This window comes from Streptomyces sp. NPDC056486, assembly GCF_042795295.1.
Classification (GTDB): Bacteria; Actinomycetota; Actinomycetes; order Streptomycetales; family Streptomycetaceae; genus Streptomyces.
The window spans coordinates 1-16,906 of the sequence record NZ_JBHTSF010000110.1 but is presented as its reverse complement, the minus strand read 5'-3'; the positions used below and the strand labels follow the sequence as shown (position 1 = coordinate 16,906).

General features: G+C 70.0%; 15 protein-coding genes. 8 read left to right on the top strand and 7 right to left on the bottom strand.

Annotated elements, in window-relative coordinates; genetic code table 11:
• The first annotated feature begins 3 nt into the window (after positions 1-3).
• The 4 genes from ACFQ7F_RS32405 to ACFQ7F_RS32390 are packed head-to-tail and all read left to right on the top strand — an operon-like array spanning position 4 to position 4,409.
• Complete coding sequence (locus ACFQ7F_RS32405) at positions 4-1,182, top strand: STM4014 family protein (protein WP_383278170.1); 1,179 nt, start codon at positions 4-6, stop codon at positions 1,180-1,182.
• A 28-nt stretch (positions 1,183-1,210) separates the two neighbouring features.
• Complete coding sequence (locus ACFQ7F_RS32400; protein WP_383278210.1) at positions 1,211-2,017, top strand: STM4013/SEN3800 family hydrolase; 807 nt, start codon at positions 1,211-1,213, stop codon at positions 2,015-2,017.
• A complete protein-coding gene (locus ACFQ7F_RS32395; protein ID WP_383278167.1) occupies positions 2,014-3,393 on the top strand; it encodes an STM4012 family radical SAM protein in 1,380 nt (459 codons plus the stop codon). Before ACFQ7F_RS32400 ends, ACFQ7F_RS32395 begins: the two co-directional genes overlap by 4 nt.
• Before the next feature lie 56 nt (positions 3,394-3,449).
• Entirely contained in the window at positions 3,450-4,409 is a 960-nt protein-coding gene (locus tag ACFQ7F_RS32390; protein ID WP_383278207.1) for an STM4011 family radical SAM protein, read from the top strand.
• On the opposite strand, the gene ACFQ7F_RS32385 is transcribed toward ACFQ7F_RS32390, so the two are convergent.
• From ACFQ7F_RS32385 to ACFQ7F_RS32365, 5 genes are all read right to left on the bottom strand, one after another.
• Positions 4,309-7,164, bottom strand: a complete 2,856-nt coding sequence (locus ACFQ7F_RS32385) for an NHLP bacteriocin export ABC transporter permease/ATPase subunit (RefSeq protein WP_383278164.1) — start codon at positions 7,162-7,164, stop codon at positions 4,309-4,311. The two genes, ACFQ7F_RS32390 and ACFQ7F_RS32385, sit on opposite strands and share 101 nt — an antisense overlap.
• A gap of 1 nt (position 7,165) precedes the next feature.
• Complete coding sequence (locus ACFQ7F_RS32380) at positions 7,166-9,448, bottom strand: NHLP family bacteriocin export ABC transporter peptidase/permease/ATPase subunit (RefSeq protein ID WP_383278161.1); 2,283 nt, start codon at positions 9,446-9,448, stop codon at positions 7,166-7,168.
• The gene (locus ACFQ7F_RS32375; protein WP_383278158.1) at positions 9,445-10,251 is read right to left on the bottom strand and encodes an HlyD family efflux transporter periplasmic adaptor subunit; all 807 of its coding nucleotides are present in this window, start codon (positions 10,249-10,251) and stop codon (positions 9,445-9,447) included. The genes ACFQ7F_RS32380 and ACFQ7F_RS32375 overlap by 4 nt, the downstream gene beginning before the upstream one ends.
• Positions 10,252-10,362: 111 nt before the next feature.
• Positions 10,363-10,590: a type A2 lantipeptide gene (locus tag ACFQ7F_RS32370; RefSeq protein WP_383278155.1), complete on the bottom strand. Its 228-nt coding sequence runs from the start codon at positions 10,588-10,590 to the stop codon at positions 10,363-10,365.
• Positions 10,591-10,943: 353 nt separating this feature from the next.
• Entirely contained in the window at positions 10,944-11,945 is a 1,002-nt protein-coding gene (locus ACFQ7F_RS32365; RefSeq protein WP_383278152.1) for a TauD/TfdA dioxygenase family protein, read from the bottom strand.
• Between the two features lie 468 nt (positions 11,946-12,413).
• Here ACFQ7F_RS32365 and ACFQ7F_RS32360 point away from each other — a divergent pair, with 468 nt between their 5' ends.
• A complete protein-coding gene (locus ACFQ7F_RS32360) occupies positions 12,414-12,872 on the top strand; it encodes an RrF2 family transcriptional regulator (protein ID WP_383278149.1) in 459 nt (152 codons plus the stop codon).
• Between the two features lie 36 nt (positions 12,873-12,908).
• Here the strand turns inward: ACFQ7F_RS32360 and ACFQ7F_RS32355 are convergent, their stop codons facing one another.
• Both ACFQ7F_RS32355 and ACFQ7F_RS32350 read right to left on the bottom strand, forming a co-directional pair.
• Positions 12,909-13,343: a hypothetical protein gene (locus ACFQ7F_RS32355; protein ID WP_383278146.1), complete on the bottom strand. Its 435-nt coding sequence runs from the start codon at positions 13,341-13,343 to the stop codon at positions 12,909-12,911.
• Positions 13,340-13,561 (bottom strand): hypothetical protein, encoded by a 222-nt coding sequence (locus tag ACFQ7F_RS32350; protein WP_383278144.1) that lies wholly within the window; start codon positions 13,559-13,561, stop codon positions 13,340-13,342. The genes ACFQ7F_RS32355 and ACFQ7F_RS32350 overlap by 4 nt, the downstream gene beginning before the upstream one ends.
• 217 nt (positions 13,562-13,778) lie before the next feature.
• Between ACFQ7F_RS32350 and ACFQ7F_RS32345 the strand changes: the two genes are divergently transcribed.
• From ACFQ7F_RS32345 to ACFQ7F_RS32335, 3 genes are all read left to right on the top strand, one after another.
• Positions 13,779-14,984, top strand: a complete 1,206-nt coding sequence (locus ACFQ7F_RS32345) for an acyl-CoA dehydrogenase (protein WP_383278141.1) — start codon at positions 13,779-13,781, stop codon at positions 14,982-14,984.
• Between the two features lie 84 nt (positions 14,985-15,068).
• On the top strand, positions 15,069-15,851 hold the full coding sequence (locus ACFQ7F_RS32340) for a thioesterase family protein (RefSeq protein ID WP_383278138.1): 783 nt from the start codon (positions 15,069-15,071) through the stop codon (positions 15,849-15,851).
• A gap of 187 nt (positions 15,852-16,038) precedes the next feature.
• Positions 16,039-16,860 (top strand): endonuclease I family protein, encoded by an 822-nt coding sequence (locus ACFQ7F_RS32335; RefSeq protein ID WP_383278135.1) that lies wholly within the window; start codon positions 16,039-16,041, stop codon positions 16,858-16,860.
• The last annotated feature ends 46 nt before the right edge of the window (positions 16,861-16,906 follow it).

The window sequence follows — 16,906 nt, the reverse complement described above, 5'->3', positions numbered from 1 at the left end:
TTCATGGGGCATGCGACGACGCGTCCCGATCCGTGTCACGACGAGCTGCCGGGTCCGCGGTTCGCGGTGGTCGGCAATCCGGAGAACCGCCGGGTGGGCCTGTTCACGGCGGCGGTACGGGAGGCCGGGCTTCCCGTGCCACGTGTCGTGCCGTGGCTCGACGTGCTGCGCGACGGCGGTGCGGCCTTCGGCGCGGACGAGGTGGTGCGGCTCGAATCACCCGGTGAGAACGCCGACGTCGATCTGGCGCTGCGCGGCATGGACGACCCCACCCGTGTGGAGGGCAGCGTGCGTTGGTACGGGCGGTTCAGTGCGGCTGTCCGGTCGTTGAGCGGCGGCCGACGGCTCGACGACCCGGACGAACTCGGGATGCTCTTCGACAAGCGGCTCTGCCATGACGTGCTGGCCCGCGCAGGCGTGCCTGTCCCCCCGTCGCCCACCTCCGGGGCGAAAGCGGCTGTGCACGGCTGGGACGACGTACGGACGCTGATGCGTGAGCATCGCATGCCACGGCTCTTCGTCAAGCTCGCGCACGGGTCGTCCGCGTCCGGGGTGCTCGCCGTCGAAACAGCGGGCGCCGGTCGTATCCGGGCGACCACGTCCGTGGAGATGTCGGGCGGCCGACTGCACAACTCGCTGCGGGTACGCCGCTATCGGGACGAGCGGGAGATCGCCGCGATCGTCGACGGGCTCGCGCCCGACGGCCTGCACATCGAGCGCTGGATGCCGAAGGCGTCGCTGCGGGGGCGCGTGGCCGATCTGCGGGTCGTGGTGATCGGCGGGCGGGCCACGCACGCCGTCGTACGGACGAGCAGGTCGCCCCTGACCAATCTGCATCTGGGCGGTGCACGAGGCGAGTTGGCTGCCGCTGTCGAGGCGGCGGGGGCTCGCTGGGCCGAGGCACTGGACATCTGCGAGCGGGCCGCCGCCTGCTTCCCCGGCACGCTCTGCGTCGGCGTCGACCTCCTTCCTGCCCTCGGCTGGCAGCGGTTCACGGTCGGCGAGATCAACGCCTTCGGTGATCTGCTGCCGCGCCTGACAGGGCTGCCGGGCAGCGGGGCGGAAGGCCTCGACACGTACGCGGCGCAGGTCGCCGCCGTACCGCTCTGGACTTCCTCCCCCTCGCCTCACCCACACCGTTCGACGAACCACCCCGCGAGGAACCACCATGCGAATGCCTGACATGACGCGAACACCCGACGCTCCCGACATGAACGAGGTCGTCGGCCGCGATGACGTCCTCCTGCTCACCCTGGACGCACTCCGCCACGACGTGGCCGTCGAGCTCGCCGCCGCGGGCCGCATCCCGCATCTGGCCCGTCATCTTCCGGGCGGCGCCTGGGAGAAGCGGCACGCGCCGGGCAGCTTCACCTACGCCTCACATCAGGCGATGTTCGCCGGGTTCCTGCCCACGCCCGCCGCTCCGGGGCCGCATCCGCGGCTGTTCGCCGCACGGTTCGCGGGGAGCGAGACAACCGCCGGGCGCACCTTCGTCTTCGACGCCCCCGACCTGGTCTCCGGCCTCGCTGACGCCGGGTACCGCACGGTGTGCATCGGCGGTGTGGGCTTCTTCAACAAGCAGGGCGCCCTGGGCAACGTACTGCCGGGGTTCTTCCAGGAGAGCCATTGGGAGCCGGAGTTCGGTGTGGCCTCGCCCACGTCCTTCGAGTCGCAGGTGGAGCGGGCCGAGAAGGTGGTGGCCGAACTCCCCCGCGACCAGCGACTCTTCCTCTTCCTGAACGCGGCTGCGCTGCATCAGCCCAACTGGTTCCACCAGAGCGGTGCCACACGCGAAGCAGGCGACAGTCGCGCGACGCATGCGGCTGCTCTGGAGTACATCGACCGGCATGTGGGACGCCTATTCGCCGCCCTGAGCTCGCGCCGCCGCTGCTTCGCCATCGTCTGCTCCGACCACGGAACGGCTTACGGCGACGACGGCTACGTGGGCCATCGCCTCGGCCACGAGTCCGTGTGGACGGTGCCGTACGCCCACTTCTTCCTGGAGCCGTCCGCATGAGCACACCGGAGCTTCTCGACTCCACAGGCACCACCGGCACCACCGGCACACGCCCGTACCAGAGTTACGTCTACGCCTACCCGCACAAGACCGCCTACCGTCCACTGGCCGACCGCCCCGACCTTCGCACCCTCTGGGCGGCGGAGCCCAAGGACGCCCTCTCCCTCTACCTGCACATACCGTTCTGTGAGGTCCGCTGCGGCTTCTGCAATCTCTTCACCCGTATCGGTGCGCCCGGCGAGCTGACCACCCGCTATCTCGACGCCCTCGACCGGCAGGCCACAGCGGTACGGGACGCCCTTGGAGAGAGCGGTGACGCGGCGCCGGTCCAGTTCGCCAACGCGGCGTTCGGCGGCGGCACCCCCACCTATCTGGACGCCTCGGAGCTGGAGCGGCTGTGCGACATCGCCGAGCGGCGCATGGGGGCCGACCTGCGGGCGATACCGCTCTCCGTCGAGGCATCACCCGCGACCGCCACCGCCGACCGGCTCGCCGTCCTCGCCGGGCGCGGGGCGACCCGGCTCAGCCTGGGCGTGCAGAGTTTCATCGACTCCGAGGCGCGGGCGGCCGTGCGGCCTCAGCGCCGGGCGGACGTCGAGGCGGCGCTCGGCCGGGTGCGTGACGCCCGCATACCGGTGCTCAACATCGACCTCATCTATGGGATCGACGGCCAGACCAAGGACAGCTGGCGCGCCTCCTTGGACGCCGCGCTGGCCTGGCGGCCCGAGGAGCTCTATCTCTATCCGCTGTACGTGCGGCCGCTGACCGGCCTGGGCAAGCACGGCACAGGGCTGAGCGAAGCCGACTGGGACGAACAGCGGCTGCGTCTGTACCGGCAGGGCCGCGATCATCTCCTGGCCGAGGGGTACGTCCAGGTGTCGATGCGGATGTTCCGCCGCGCGGACGCGCCCCCGCAGGGCGCGGACGACTACGCCTGCCAGACCGACGGCATGATCGGCCTGGGCTGCGGCGCCCGTTCGTACACCTCCTCGCTGCACTACTCCTTCGACTACGCGGTCGACCTGCGCGAGATCCGCACGATCATCGACGACTACACCACCACCGACGACTTCAGCCGCGCCGTGCACGGCCGCCGGGTCGACGGGACCGAGGCCCGCCGTCGCCACCTTCTCCAGTCGCTGCTCCAGGCGGACGGGATGCCGCTCGCGGACTACCGCATGCGGTTCGGGACGGATCCGTGCGAGGACTTCCCCGCCGAACTCGAACGGTTCGCGGACCGGGGCTGGCTGGAACGGGAGCCGACGGCGGAAGTGCTGCGCCTGACGCCGGAGGGCCTCGCGCACTCCGACGCGATCGGCCCCGAACTGTTCTCCTCCGAGGTGCGGGCCGCGATGGCCGCGTACGAACTGAAGTGAGCCCGCAGACCGTGACCCTTCAGACGATGACCCCGCCGACCACGGACCTGACGACCATGGACCTGACGATCCTGTACCGCGGTCCGCTGGCGTCGTGCGACTACGCCTGCCCGTACTGCCCATTCGCCAAGCGCCGTGACACCCCCGAGCAGTTGCGCGCCGACCGGGCGGCCCTTGAGCGCTTCACGAACTGGGCCGAGCGCCGGACCGGAGACCGCCTCTCCCTCCTCTTCACGCCATGGGGTGAGGGCCTGGTCCGCTCCTGGTACCGACGGGCGCTGGTCGAGCTCTCCCACGAGACGCACATCGAACGCGTCGCGATCCAGACGAACCTCAGCTGCCGCACGGACTGGCTCGCGGAGGCCGACCTCGACACCCTTGCCCTGTGGTGCACATATCACCCCGGGCAGACTCCGTACGACCGTTTCCTCACCAAGACACGCCAACTCGCGCAGCGGGGGGTTCGATTCAGCGTCGGCATCGTGGGCCTGCCCGATCACCTCGACGACGCCCGACGCCTGCGTGCCGCGCTGCCCGGCGAGGTCTACCTGTGGGTGAACGCAGCGGACGGCCACACGTACACCGACGACGAGGCCGCCCAGTGGGCCGCCCTCGACCCCTTGTTCCACTACAGCCGCCACCCGCACCGCTCAGCCGGTCTCCCCTGCCGCACGGGCGAGTCCGTCATCTCGGTCGACGGCGATGGCACGGTCCGCCGCTGCCACTTCGTCCGCGACGAACTGGGCAACCTCTACGACGGCTCGTACCGCCGCGCCCTAAAACCCCGCGCCTGTCCCCTGGCCGTCTGCGACTGCCACATCGGTTACGTCCACCTGGAAACGCTGCCGCTGTACGACGTCTTCGCGGGCGGCGTCCTGGAGCGGATCCCCGGACACGTCACCGCACCTATTGCCTCTATTGCATCTGCCGCCGCACCAGCTCATGCAGCCGCCCGCCCGTATCTGCCAACAACTGTGCGGGCGGCCCCTGTTGGACGACCTTGCCCTCCGCCATGACGATCACGCGGTCCGCGTCCATCACCGTGGAGAGGCGGTGGGCGATGACGATGCGGGTGGCGTTGAGGGCGCGGGTGCTGTCGATGACCGTGCGCTGTGTCTCGTTGTCCAGGGCGCTTGTCGCCTCGTCGAAGAAGAGGACGCGGGGGCGGCGGATCAGGGCCTGGGCGATCATCAGGCGCTGGCGTTGGCCGCCGGAGACCGCTCCGCCGCCGGAGATCATCGTGTGCAGGCCCATCGGCATGCGCTTGATGTCCTCGGCGAGGCCCGCCATCGCCGCGGCCTCCCAGGCCTCCTCCTGGGTGAACGTCTCGGCGCCGCAGATGCAGTCCAGGATCGATCCGGTGAGCGGCTGCGCGTTCTGCAGGACGACACCGCACTGGCGGCGGACCGCGGCCTGGTCGAGGGCCGACAGGTCCTGGCCGTCGTAGAGGACGCTGCCCGAGACCGGCTTGTCGAAGCCGATGAGCAGGCGAAGCAGCGTCGACTTGCCGCAGCCGCTGGGGCCGACGACCGCGACGAACTCACCCGGCCGGATGGACAGGGACACGTCGTCAAGGACCAAGGGGCCGTCGTCCGAGTAGCGGAACGAGAGTGCGCGGGCCTCGATCTCGCCCTGCAACTCGCCCGGCTGTGTGCTCGCGACCCGCACCTCCGGCGCCTCCTCAAGGACCGGCTTGATCTGCTCGAACATCGGAAGCACCGCCGCCGCCGAGATCAGTGCGCCGGTGAGCTGAGTGACGGATGTCAGGAGCATCGTCACCGCCGTGCTGAAGGTGAGGAACTCGCCCGCGGTGAGGCTGCCGCGGGCCGGGCCCGCGAGGAGGATGAACATGATGAGGGTGCACAGCGGCAGATAGACCGAGTTGAGGACCGTCGTCACGTTCTTGATGCGGCCCGCGCGCTGCTGGAGCTCACGGCTGCGCGCGAACTCCCCCGCCCAGGCTGCGTACGCGAAGCTCTCCGCTCCGGCGACGCGGAGTTTGGGCAGGCCGCGCAGCGTCTGGAACGCCTGGTTGTTGAGCTTGTTGGCGAGCACGATCAGGCGGCGCTGCCAGCGCAGTTCCCACAGGCCGAGGGTGAGGAAGACCGTCGCGATGACGGCGAGCATCGCAAGGGCGGCAAGGGCCAGGGGGACGCTGTAGAGAAGCAGTAGGACCACGTTCATCGCGCCGACCGTGCCCGCCTGCAGGGCGACGGGGCCGATGCCCGAAAGGACCCGGCGGATCGCGCTGACGCCCATCGCCGCGCTCGCCAGTTCACCGGTGGACCGGGAGGCGAAGAAGCGCGTGGGCAGGCGAAGGAGCCGGTCCCAGACCGCTGGTTGGAGGGCGCTCTCCATGCGGCCCTCCATGCGGAGGATGGTGAGGTTCTGGAGGAGCATGAAGGCCGCGGAGACGATGCTCGTGATCATCACCGCCAGGGACACCTGGACGATGAGGCTCTTCTCGCCGTTCGGCACGAACACGCCGAGGACTTGCCCCGTCGCGATGGGCACGAGCGCCCCGATCGCGACCGTCACCAGACCGGCGATCACCAGATTGCGTACATCGCCGCCGGTGCCCCGCAGGCTGAAGCGGAACAGCCGCCAGGGTGTCAGCGTCCGCTCCGGGAGGGGGCGGTAGAACATGACCCCCTGCGGCTCGAACTCTTCCGCGTTGCTCTGGTCGATGCGCGTGCGCCGCCCGGACATGGGGTGCACGGACTCGTAGCCGCCGCGCCGCCACAGCAGCGCGACCGGCTGTCCGCTGGCGCGGTGCCCGACCAGCGGGCCGGTGTTCTCGCGCCACCAACGGCCGTCGAGCCGGACGGCGCGGGTGCGGATCCGCGAAGCGACCGCGACCTGCTCCACCGGGTCGATCCGGTCGCTCACCGCACCGCCCTCCGCGGCGCCGGACAGCGTGATGCCCGTCGCCTCGGCGACAAGTCGGCAGGCCGCGTACGTCGCGTCGTCACCGCCCCGCGATTCGGAGCGGCGTGCGACGCCCCTGCCGGAGCGGCCGATGGAGGCGATCAGCGTCCGGTCGGCCTGCTCGCGGACCGTCTCGCCCGCTTTGATGCCGGCCGCCGTGCGGTCCTCGTGGGCCCGCTCCAGGCGTTCGATCCAGCGGTCGAGGGTCGACAGGAGGCGGTACTGCTGGTTGACCATGCGCTGCCACATGTCGGCGGCGACGAGCAGGTCGCCCGCGGCCTCGGCGCTGTAGGCGGATCCGTACTGCACGCTGCCCGGCGCTACCGGCATCCAGAGGATGTCGTCGTCGGTCACCACGTCGTCGCCCATGGTGCGGCCGTCGAGCGGTGCCTCGAAAAGCACCCGATGGCTGCGTCCGATGCCGAGCGCGAAGGCGTGCTCAAGGAGGCTCAGGGACGCGTCCTGGGTGTCGTACTGGCTGGGGTACTGCTGCTCGTAGGCCCAGGTGTCTCCGTAGTCGGGGCGGTACAGCTCGCGCAGCGGGATCCGGCGCAGCTCGCAGCCCTGGAGGGGGCGTCCGACGAGGGTGTGCTGGGGACCTTCGACGGGGCCAAGGAGCAGGGTGCCCGGTTCGAGGCGGCCGAGGAAGTGCCAGTGGCCCTGCTGCACGGCGTCGACCGCGAACAGGTCGAGCGCGCCTGCCACGACGAGCCAGAGCACCTGCGGGCCTTCCAGGTGCACGCTGCGCAGGCCCGTGCAGTCGGCCGGGGTGCCGAGCGCGCCGAAGGCGGCGGCCACCGAGTCATGGGTGTAGGCGCCGTGCTGTTGCGGTACCGAGGTCACCTCAGTGCTCCTTGACCAGGTCGGCGTAGGGTCCACCGGCGGCGACGAGGTGTTCGTGACGTCCGCGCTCCACGACCGAGCCGTGGTCGAGCACGACGATCTCGTCGCTGTCGCGCACGGTGCTCAGACGGTGCGCGATGACGACGCAGGCGCAGCCGCGGCGGCGCAGATTGTCGATGATGACCTGCTCGGTCTCCGCGTCCAGGGCGCTGGTCACCTCGTCGAGGACGAGGATGCTGGGGCGGCGGACAAGTGCGCGCGCGATCTCCAGACGCTGGCGCTGTCCGCCGGAGAAGTTGCGGCCGTCCTGCTCGACGCGGCCGTGGATGCCGGCGGGCCTGCGGGCCACGACGTCGAACAGGCAGGCGTCCTTGAGGGCGGCGACGACGGCGTCGTCCGGGATGGAGGGGTCCCACAGCGCGACGTTGTCGCGGATGGTGCCCTCGAAGAGGAACACGTCCTGGTCGACGAAGGAGACAGAGGAGGCGAGCGCCCCGCGCGGGATGTCCTCGAGGCGCTGTCCGTCGATGCGGATCGTGCCCTCCCAGGGGCTGTAGAGCCCCGAGATCAGCCGGGAGACGGTCGACTTGCCGCTGCCCGAGCCGCCGACGAGCGCGACTTGCTGGCCGGGGCCCACGGACAGTGAGAAGCCGGTCAGGAGCGGCTTGTCGAGAGGGCTGTAGCCGAAGGTGATGTCTTCGAGGGTGACGTGGCCCTTGAGGCGGCGGGTGCTCGCGGCCGGTTCGGGGCGGGAGTAGAGGGTGTCGACGGGGAAGTTCTCGACGTCCTTGAGGCGGGCGACGTCGGCGCCGAAGTCCTGGATGCGGCCCGCGACGCCGTTGAGGCGGGTGATCGGCGCGGTGAAGCGCGTGACAAGGGCCTGGAACGCGACGAGCAGACCGATCGACAGATGCCCCTCCACCGCGCGCAGACCGCCGATCCACAGGATCAGCGCGCTGTTGAGCGTCGCGAGGGTCGGCGCGGCGACGCCGAGCCAGGCGCTGGGCACGCCGAGACGCTGCTGCTCCTCCAGGGTGGTGGCGTGCTGGCCCGCCCACCGCCGGAAGTAGCCGTTCTCGCCGCCGGTGGCCTTCATGGTCTCGATCAGCTGCAGGCCGGTGTACGAGGTGTTGGTGAGCTTGGCGCTGTCGGCGCGCAGCTTCTGTGTACCGGTGGCCCGCAGCCGGATGACGATGCGCATCGCGACGATGTTGAGGAGGGCGATGCCGACACCGACGAGGGTGAGCTGGGGATCGTACGTCCACAGCAGGGCGGCGTAGAGGAGTACGACGATGCCGTCGACGCCCGCGGCGGTGAGGTCGCGGGCCAGGGTCTCGGCGACCGCGTCGTTGGACGCGAGCCGCTGGACGAGGTCGGCCGGGCTGCGCTGGGCGTAGAACGTGACGGGCAGACGCAGCAGATGACGCAGGAAGCGGGCGCTGCTCAGCGTCGAGGAGATGATGCGCCCGCGCAGCAGATTCGCCTGTTGCAGCCAGGTCAGGACCACGGTGAGCGCCACCATCGCGCCCATCGACGCGAACAGCGCCCCAAGGAGCGATGTCTGGTCGCCGATCAGGAACAGGTCGATGTACGTGCGACTCAGCGCGGGCAGCGCCGCGCCGACCGCGACGAGCAGCAGGCTGGCGAAGAGCGCGGCGAGCATGGTGCCGGTGGTGCCGCGCAGGCGTGCGGGCATCGCCCGCATGACGCCGGGCTTGCGGCCTCCGGTGCGGAAGTTCTCGCCCGGTTCGAGGACCAGGACGACGCCGGTGAAGCTGGTGTCGAAGTCTTCCGACGGGACGAAACGGCGGCCCTTGTCCGGGTCGTTGATGTGCACGCCGCGGCGGCCGAGGCGGCGCCCCATGCCGTCGTAGACGACGTAGTGGTTGAACTCCCAGAAGAGGATCGCGGGAGCCTTCACCTCGGCGAGCGCCGCCGGTTCCATCTGCATGCCCTTGGCCGTGAGGCCGTAACTGCGCGCCGCTTTCAGGAGGTTGCTGGCGCGTGAGCCGTCGCGGGAGACGCCGCACGCGATGCGCAGCTCTTCCAGCGGGACGTGCCGTCCGAAGTGGGCAAGGACCATGGCGAGGGCGGCTGCGCCGCACTCCACGGCCTCCATCTGCAGGACCGTGGGGGTACGGACGGTCTTCTGCCGCTTGCCCTTCGACGCGGGGCGGGGCGCGGCACGGCGGCGGCTGCGCTGGGGCTCGGGACGGTGCCGGCGACGGCCACCGGGGGGCGGCAGTTGCTGCTGGTGCGCCGGGGAGGGCTGTGGTGCGGTCACGGAAGCAGCCAATCGATCGGGCGCTGCTCGGCGAGGTGGAAGGCGCCGTCGGCCACGGTCATGGAGTCGAGTGCGAAGGGCGGGCCGCCGTCGGATGACCACTTGTAGCCGGACTTGGAGGTCGAGGAGCGTTCGAGCTGTACGAGGACGGCCACGGGTGGCCCGTCCTTGCTGAACTGCCCGGCCAGTTCCTTGTCGCCGAGGAACCCGCTGATCTTCTGTTCGCTCTGGGCGGTTCGCCCGATCGCCTTCACCCGGCCGCGCAGCATGCCGTACTCCTGTGTGGGCACGGACTGGACCGTGAGGTCCACCGAGGCGCCGACGGGTACGGTGGCCGCGCTGTCCGCGGGTACATAGAGCATCGCGAGGAGCGGGTCGTCGCTGCCCGAGACACGCTCGACGGTCGCCACGTCGGCGCCGGTGGTGACGACGGTGCCGATCCTGGCCACCAGCGTGGTCACCCGGCCGGCGGCGATGGAGCGTACGACCTTGTCGCCCTGGTCCGTACGGACTTTGAGCACGGGGGCGCCGGCGGCGAGCCGTTTGCCCTCCTCGGCCAGGACGCGGGTCACCTGTCCGGTGACGGGGCTCTGCAGGACGTAACTGCCCTGGCCGTGGGTGAGGATGCCGGGTGCCCGGAGCGTGGAGGAGATCGAGCCGGTCACGGCCCAGACGCTCGCGGCGACCATGACGACGACGGTGACGGCGAGTACGAGCAGGCCCTGGGGTCGGGCGTAGCGCACGGGAAGGTCGAGTTCCTCGGGCGACTGCAGCTTGGACAGAGCCTGTTGGCGGAACTGCACGGAACGCTTCCCTTACTTTGCCTGTGGCGTCTACTTGGCCTGTGGCGTCCGTGAGCCCCGGAACCAGTGGTTCCGGGGCTCACGAATCAAGGCGTCTCAGTGAGCTGAAGCTCAGAGACCAGCGGTCAGACCGCCGGCGAGGCCCGTGACGGCACCGGTGTTCAGGCCGGTGGCACCCTCGACCGTGCCGACGACGCCGCCGACGACGCCCGAGACCGGGGCGATGGAGTCAACGGTGTCCGTGACGTTGCCCGCGACACCGGCAACGAGGCCACCGGAGACGTTGTCGAGGTCGGCGTCGGAAATCTCGAGGGTCTCGACCTGGGGGGTGTAGTTCATGTGTGAGCTGCCCTTCTCATGAATGTTGCAAAAGTGTTTCCAACACCACGGAACCTGAAGTGCGAATTCCGCGGTGGCGAGGATCAAAGCACGTTCGCACGTCGTACATCCAATCGACGAGGCAACGGCCAACAGGGCTCACGGCGACACATCACCGCTGCGTGCAGGCATGTTCACCACGTGGGAGCAGCTCCTTCACAAGCTTCACAGAAGGAAATCCCGCGAGCGGAAGGACTCCTTCCAACAAAGCGGACACTCTCGCATCAAAGCGCGAGTTCTGTGGTCAATGCACATGACTTGATGTGGAGTATTCACCGAATGGCGTGACTGCGCTGCGCATTCGATGTGCAGGTTTATTGAAGGCGTGCCGAATCGTCGCCGAAGGGGACACCGTGGTCACCTTCGGCGACCGCGCCGTCGGTGGAGGCGCCGGAGGCGATCCCGTGGCCGGGCTCAGGCACCGCCTCCGGGGCGAGCAGCACCGAGCGTCGGCCGTCGACGCCGACCGGTACGTCGCCGTCGATGGTGACGCGGCGCAAGGTGCGCTCATGGTCGTCGGAGTCGTCAACTCCGTAGTGCTGCGTGGCGCGGTTGTCCCAGATGGCGACGTCACCCACGCGCCACTGCCAGCGGACCGTGTTCTCCGGCCGCTCCACGTGCGACTGGAGTACGCCGATCAGGGCGCGGGAGTCGGCGGCACGGAAGCCGCTGAGCTTCTGCAGGAAGTTGCCCAGGATCAAGGTGTGTTCACCGGTCTCGGGGTGGACGCGGACCACGGGGTGCTCGGTCTGGAACTTGACCGCGGTGAACACCTTCCGGTGCTGGTCGAGCGCCGCGGAGGAGGCGCCGGGGCGCGACGCCGCGTAGTCGTAGTCGTTGGTGTGCACACCGCGCACGCTGTCGGCGAGTATCCGCAGCGGCTCGGGCAGGTCCTTGTACGCGGCGGCCGTGTTGGACCACAGGGTGTTGCCGCCGTACGGCGGGATGACCTCGGCGCGCAGGATGGAGAAGGCCGGGTAGGCGGGCACGAAGGTGACGTCGGTGTGCCACTGGTTGGCGCGGCCGCCGTGTTCGTTGTCGATGCCGAGGGCGTAACGGCCGTCCACGGAAGGCACGGTGGGATGGGCGACGGGAGTGCCGAGCAGGCGGGCGAAGGCCTCGTGGCTCTCCCCGTCGAGGTGCTGCTGGTCGCGGAAGAAGACGACCTTGTGCTCGAGCAGCGCGGCGCGCACGGCGGCCACGGTCGCCTCGTCCAGGTCACCGCCGAGTCGGACTCCGGACAGGACGGCGCCGATCCGGCCGCCTACTTTCTGGACGGTGAGGGTGGGAGTCTCCAGTGCGGGTGCGGACGTCATGGGGTGAAATCCCTTCGGTGGGGCGGATGTGACCGAGCCGAGGCATGCGGATGCCAAGGAGAGGTCAGAGGGAGAGATGAGAGGGGGAGACCGGCTGACTGCGCGTCAGCATGAGTCAGCGTGCGTCAGCGTCAGCAGCAGCGCGGCAAAAGTGCGGGCGGCGGTCAGGCCACGCGCAGACGACACGCCCCGGAGGCGAGGCGGCCCAGGTCTACGTGGAGCCGCGGGACAAGAAGGGGCATCGCGGTCATGTCCAGGAGCATGGTCGCCCGCCGAAAGCGTGGCAAGAGCTTCCCCGACCGCTTCACGACCCTGCAATGAGCCCGGCGCCGGGCGGCTCTCCCGCCCTCGAGTGTCTGGCTGAGATCCGCGCGGTCCGGCCGGCCGCTCGTCGGCCGGCTCTCGGGGACATCACCCCATGACCAGGGGCGATACGTTCCGTTCAGGGCGGTGCAGCATAATGCGGCCATGCGGATCTCAGCCAGGGCGGACTACGCGGTACGTGCCGCGCTGCAACTCGCCGCGTGCCAGGACGACGGGCCGCTGAAGGCCGAGGCCATCGCGGAAGCCCAGGACATCCCGCACAAGTTCCTCGAAGGCATCCTCAACGACATGCGGCGCGGCGGCCTCGTCCTCAGCCAGCGCGGCGGCAACGGCGGCTACCGCCTGGCGCGGCCCGCAGGCAGCATCAGCATCGCGGACGTCATCCGCGTCGTGGAAGGGCCCCTCGTGTCGGTGCGCGGCGTCCGCCCTCCCGAGCTGGCCTACAGCGGGCCCGCTGAATCGCTGCTGCCGCTGTGGATCGCGCTGCGGGCGAATGTCCGCCAGATCCTCGAGGGCGTGTCCCTGGCCGATGTAGCGGGCGCCGAACTGCCGAATCCCGTCACAGAGCTCGCCGCGGACCCCGCGGCCTGGACGAACCCTTGACCCCTTGGCCCCCTGACCCCCTGACCCCCTGACCCCTCAGGCAAGAGCGGGTTGCGCGAGGTCGAGGACCAGCTGGTTTCCCCAGTCGTTGGTGAAGACCGCGCTCGCTCCTTCATGGCGCACGCCCACGAACGGGTTGGAGCTGAACATGACGGCGACCCACCGCAAGGAACCGTCGGCACCGAGACGGGCGAGGAAGCCGATGTTGCCCATCCCGCTGCCCCCGCCCGACATCCATCCGGATCCGTCCGGCAGCGGGCTCTCGAAGTAGGGGTCCGCCTCGACGACGCCGTACTCCTCGACGGCCTTGACCACGTCGATCGCCGCCCCGAGACGGAAAGGGATCGGCTGCCCGGCGTCGGGGTGGTAGGCCCCGGGACCGTCCACGTGTACGTCGAGGCCGGTGTCGTCCGACCGGTAGAGGCCGTCAAGGAAGGGCATCTCCCCCTCCGCCCACAACTGCTCGATCAACGCCGGTTCCGTGGGTGTTCGCGTGCCGTGCGCTCATTGCCGTGTTTGTACGCACCTGTCCAGCGGGCCATCACCAGCTGGGCATCGCCGGACTCGACCTCGGCGAGGAACTTCTCGGCGCGCGCACCTCGCAGCGTGCCTGCCGCGCGGCCGTGGTGGGTGATCGTCACTCCGGCGTCGGGATGTTGCTCGTAGGTGAACCCGGAAGGTCTTGGCATCCCCCGATGTTAGGCATCAGGACCGTGGTTCCGTAACCGAATTTCGGTGCGGCCGCGGGGCGGTCGACAGGAGCGGACGGAGACTGACCGCCCTGCGAGATCCCATAGTGCGAGACGCAGCGGTCCGCCCCTTGAACACCCCCTTGCCGCGACAGGAGTTCGAGCACACTATTCCTATCAATCAGGTAGGGAAACTAGGAATCTGTGAGGCGTCCCCGTGACAACGCTGACCCCTTCCGCCTCGCCGCGCGTCGTCCGGGAACTCGCCGATGACCTCGCCGTCGACGCGGACCTGCGCGACCGGGCGGGCAAGCCCCCGTTCGACGAGGTCTCGCGGCTGCGCGAGGCGGGACTGCCCGCGCTCCTGACGCCGTCCGGCCAGGACAGCCAGGGCGGCCGGGGCAGCGACTGGCGTACGGCATGTACGGCGGTCAGGGACATCGCGGCGGCCGACAGCTCCATCGCCGAGCTCCTGGCGCACCACCACGCCCTGTCGTGGAGCCCCCGCCTCTTCGCCGCGCCCGACGACGCCGCCGCGCTCGAACTGCGCGCCGTGCACGAGCAGTGGCTCTACGGCGGTGACATCGATCTGCCGGACGCACAGACGGGCACCGACCTCGCCCTCACGCCGACCGTCGGCGGGTACGTCCTGCACGGGCGTCGGCCGCTGACCGCGAACGTCGCCGTCGCGGACCGGCTCGCCCATACGGCGCGGCGCACGGACACCGGTGAATGGGTGGTCGTCCTGGTGAACCCTGCCCACCCCGGCGTCTCCACCGAACCCGCGCACGATCCGCTCGGGCAGCGCCTCAGCGGCGCGGGCGGCGTCAGCTACGACGACGTACCGGTGTCGGCGGACCAAGTGCTGGGCACGGTTCCCGTCGACGAGCACGAGATCTCGCCGTTCACCGCGCTCGCCCCACTGACCCGCCGCCTCCTGCTCGTCCAGGTCGGCCTGGGCAACGCGGAGGGCGCCCTGGCCGAGGCGCGGGACATCAGTCGCGCCCTGCCGCGCCCCGGCTCCCTGGCGACGCTCGACACCGGCGGCGACTGCGGGACGCCGCCCACGGACCCCTATCTGCTGCTCGCCTACGGGGAATTGGCCACGGCCGCGCACAGTGCCGCGGCGGTGGTGGAACGCGCGACGGAGGCGTTGGCCCAGGGCCTGGGGGCCGGTCCCGCGCTGGGCGCCGACGAGCGTGCCGACATCGCGTTCCTCGTGGGCGCCGCTGAAACGGTCACCGCGCAGTCCGCCCTGCACATCACCACCCGCGTCCTCGAAGTCACCGCCGACGCGCCCTCCCCTTCGACCGACCCCGGCCTCGACAGGTTCTGGCGCAACGCCCGCGCCCTGACGGCCCACGGCTCCGCCGCGCACCGCCTCCGCGACATCGGTGAGCACTACCTCAACGGTCTGCACTAGCCGTCCGGCCCCGACCTTCCCTCGGTCAGTACGATCTTCGGATACTGGGACCCCGCATCCGCAAGGCCGAGAGGGAAGCCTCCGTTGAACACCGGCAGCTACTACGAGCCCATCGACGAGCACCGCTACAAGCCCACGCCCCACGCCGGTGGCGCCTGGGACACCGACGAGCAGCACTTCAGCCCGCTCGGCGGCCTCATCGTGCACGCCATCGACCGGCACCTGGCCACCCGGCCGGACAGTGGCCTGGTCCTGGCCCGGATCAGCTTCGACATCCTCGGGCGCCTCGCCCTCGACGAGTGCGAGATCCGGGTGGAGACCGTCCGGCCCGGCCGCACCATCGAACTGGTCGAGGCCGTCGTGCTGATGGCCGACCGTCCGGTGGTGCGGGCCCGGGCCTGGCTCCTCGCTTCCGGCGACACCAGCGCCGTCGCGGGCGGCGGCGCCGACAAGCTCACCTCGCCGGAGGCGCTCACGCCCTGGCACATGGCCTCCGTGTGGCCCGGCGGGTACATCGCCTCCCTGGATGTGCGCCCGCTCGCACCCCCGCAGCCGGGCCGTACGACGGCGTGGATCTCCACCGGTCTCGACCTCGTCGAAGGGCAGAGCGCGAGCCCGCTGGCGTCCTACATCGCACTCGTCGACACCGCCAACGGCATCGCCGTACGCCAGCAGCCCACCGCCTGGATGTTCCCCAACGTCGACCTCACCGTGCACCTCCACCGTCAGCCCGAAGGACCCTGGACCGGACTCGACACCACGGTGACCTTCGGACCCACAGGACAGGGCATCACCAGTACCGTCCTGCACGACGTCAACGGCCCTGTCGGACACGCACAGCAGATCCTCACCGTCCGCCCCCTGTAGGGGAGTTGGACCGCTTTACCCGGGATGTCGCGTCCATGACATCGTCACATACTCGACGCACAACGTTCATACAGTGATGCGCCCACCCGTGCCACTCTCCGGTTTACCCACTTGTCAACTCGCGTAGAACGCGGGTCCTGTTGGAGGGATCCGCGGTGCGCGAGCCTCCGGGAGAGGACACCCCCACATGCCCGTCCCTCACATACGTCGCTGGAAGCCGCTGGCCATGACGGCCGCCGCGCTCCTGGTCGGGATCACCGTCCCCGCCGCCGCCGATGCCGCGACCACGGCCCCCACGCCGTCCGCCGCATCCGTCGGCGCCTATGACGACACGTACTACAAGGACGCGCTCGGCAAGACAGGGCCGGAGCTGAAGAGCGCCCTGCACACGATCATCAGCGACCAGACGAAGCTGTCGTACAGCCAGGTCTGGGACGCGCTCAAGGTCACCGACGAGGACCCGGACAACAGCAGCAACGTGATCCTCCTCTACACCGGCCGCTCGCAGAGCAAGGACAGCAACGGCGGCGACCCGGACCAGTGGAACCGTGAGCACGTGTGGGCCAAGTCCCACGGCGACTTCGGCACCTCGACCGGTCCCGGCACCGACATCCACCACCTGCGCCCGGAGGATGTCTCGGTCAACAGCGTCCGCGGCAACAAGGACTTCGACAATGGCGGCAGCGCGGTCGGTGAGGCGCCGGGCAACAACACCGACTCCGACTCCTTCGAGCCCCGTGACGCCGTCAAGGGCGACGTGGCCCGCATGATCCTCTACATGGCCGTGCGTTACGACGGCGAGGACGGCTTCGCCGACCTGGAGCCCAACGACAAGGTCTCCAACGGCAGCGCCCCCGCCATCGGGCGCCTGTCCGTACTGAAGCAGTGGAGCGACGAGGACCCGCCGGACACGTTCGAGAAGAACCGCAACCAGGCGATCTTCGACAAGTTCCAGCACAACCGCAACCCGTTCGTCGACCACCCCGAGTGGGTCGGCTCGATCTGGTAGATCGCGGCTCGCAGTTGAGGCAGGTGGTGGCAGCGCCCCCCTCGGG

Bases quoted from the DNA above. Each gene is read 5' to 3' on its own strand.
- ACFQ7F_RS32405 (WP_383278170.1), top strand. From the start codon at position 4: ATGGGGCATGCGACGACGCGTCCCGATCCGTGTCACGACGAGCTGCCG.
- ACFQ7F_RS32400 (WP_383278210.1), top strand. From the start codon at position 1,211: ATGAACGAGGTCGTCGGCCGCGATGACGTCCTCCTGCTCACCCTGGAC.
- ACFQ7F_RS32395 (WP_383278167.1), top strand. From the start codon at position 2,014: ATGAGCACACCGGAGCTTCTCGACTCCACAGGCACCACCGGCACCACC.
- ACFQ7F_RS32390 (WP_383278207.1), top strand. From the start codon at position 3,450: ATGGACCTGACGATCCTGTACCGCGGTCCGCTGGCGTCGTGCGACTAC.
- ACFQ7F_RS32370 (WP_383278155.1), bottom strand. From the start codon at position 10,590: ATGAACTACACCCCCCAGGTCGAGACCCTCGAGATTTCCGACGCCGAC.
- ACFQ7F_RS32365 (WP_383278152.1), bottom strand. From the start codon at position 11,945: ATGACGTCCGCACCCGCACTGGAGACTCCCACCCTCACCGTCCAGAAA.
- ACFQ7F_RS32360 (WP_383278149.1), top strand. From the start codon at position 12,414: ATGCGGATCTCAGCCAGGGCGGACTACGCGGTACGTGCCGCGCTGCAA.
- ACFQ7F_RS32350 (WP_383278144.1), bottom strand. From the start codon at position 13,561: ATGCCAAGACCTTCCGGGTTCACCTACGAGCAACATCCCGACGCCGGA.
- ACFQ7F_RS32335 (WP_383278135.1), top strand. From the start codon at position 16,039: ATGCCCGTCCCTCACATACGTCGCTGGAAGCCGCTGGCCATGACGGCC.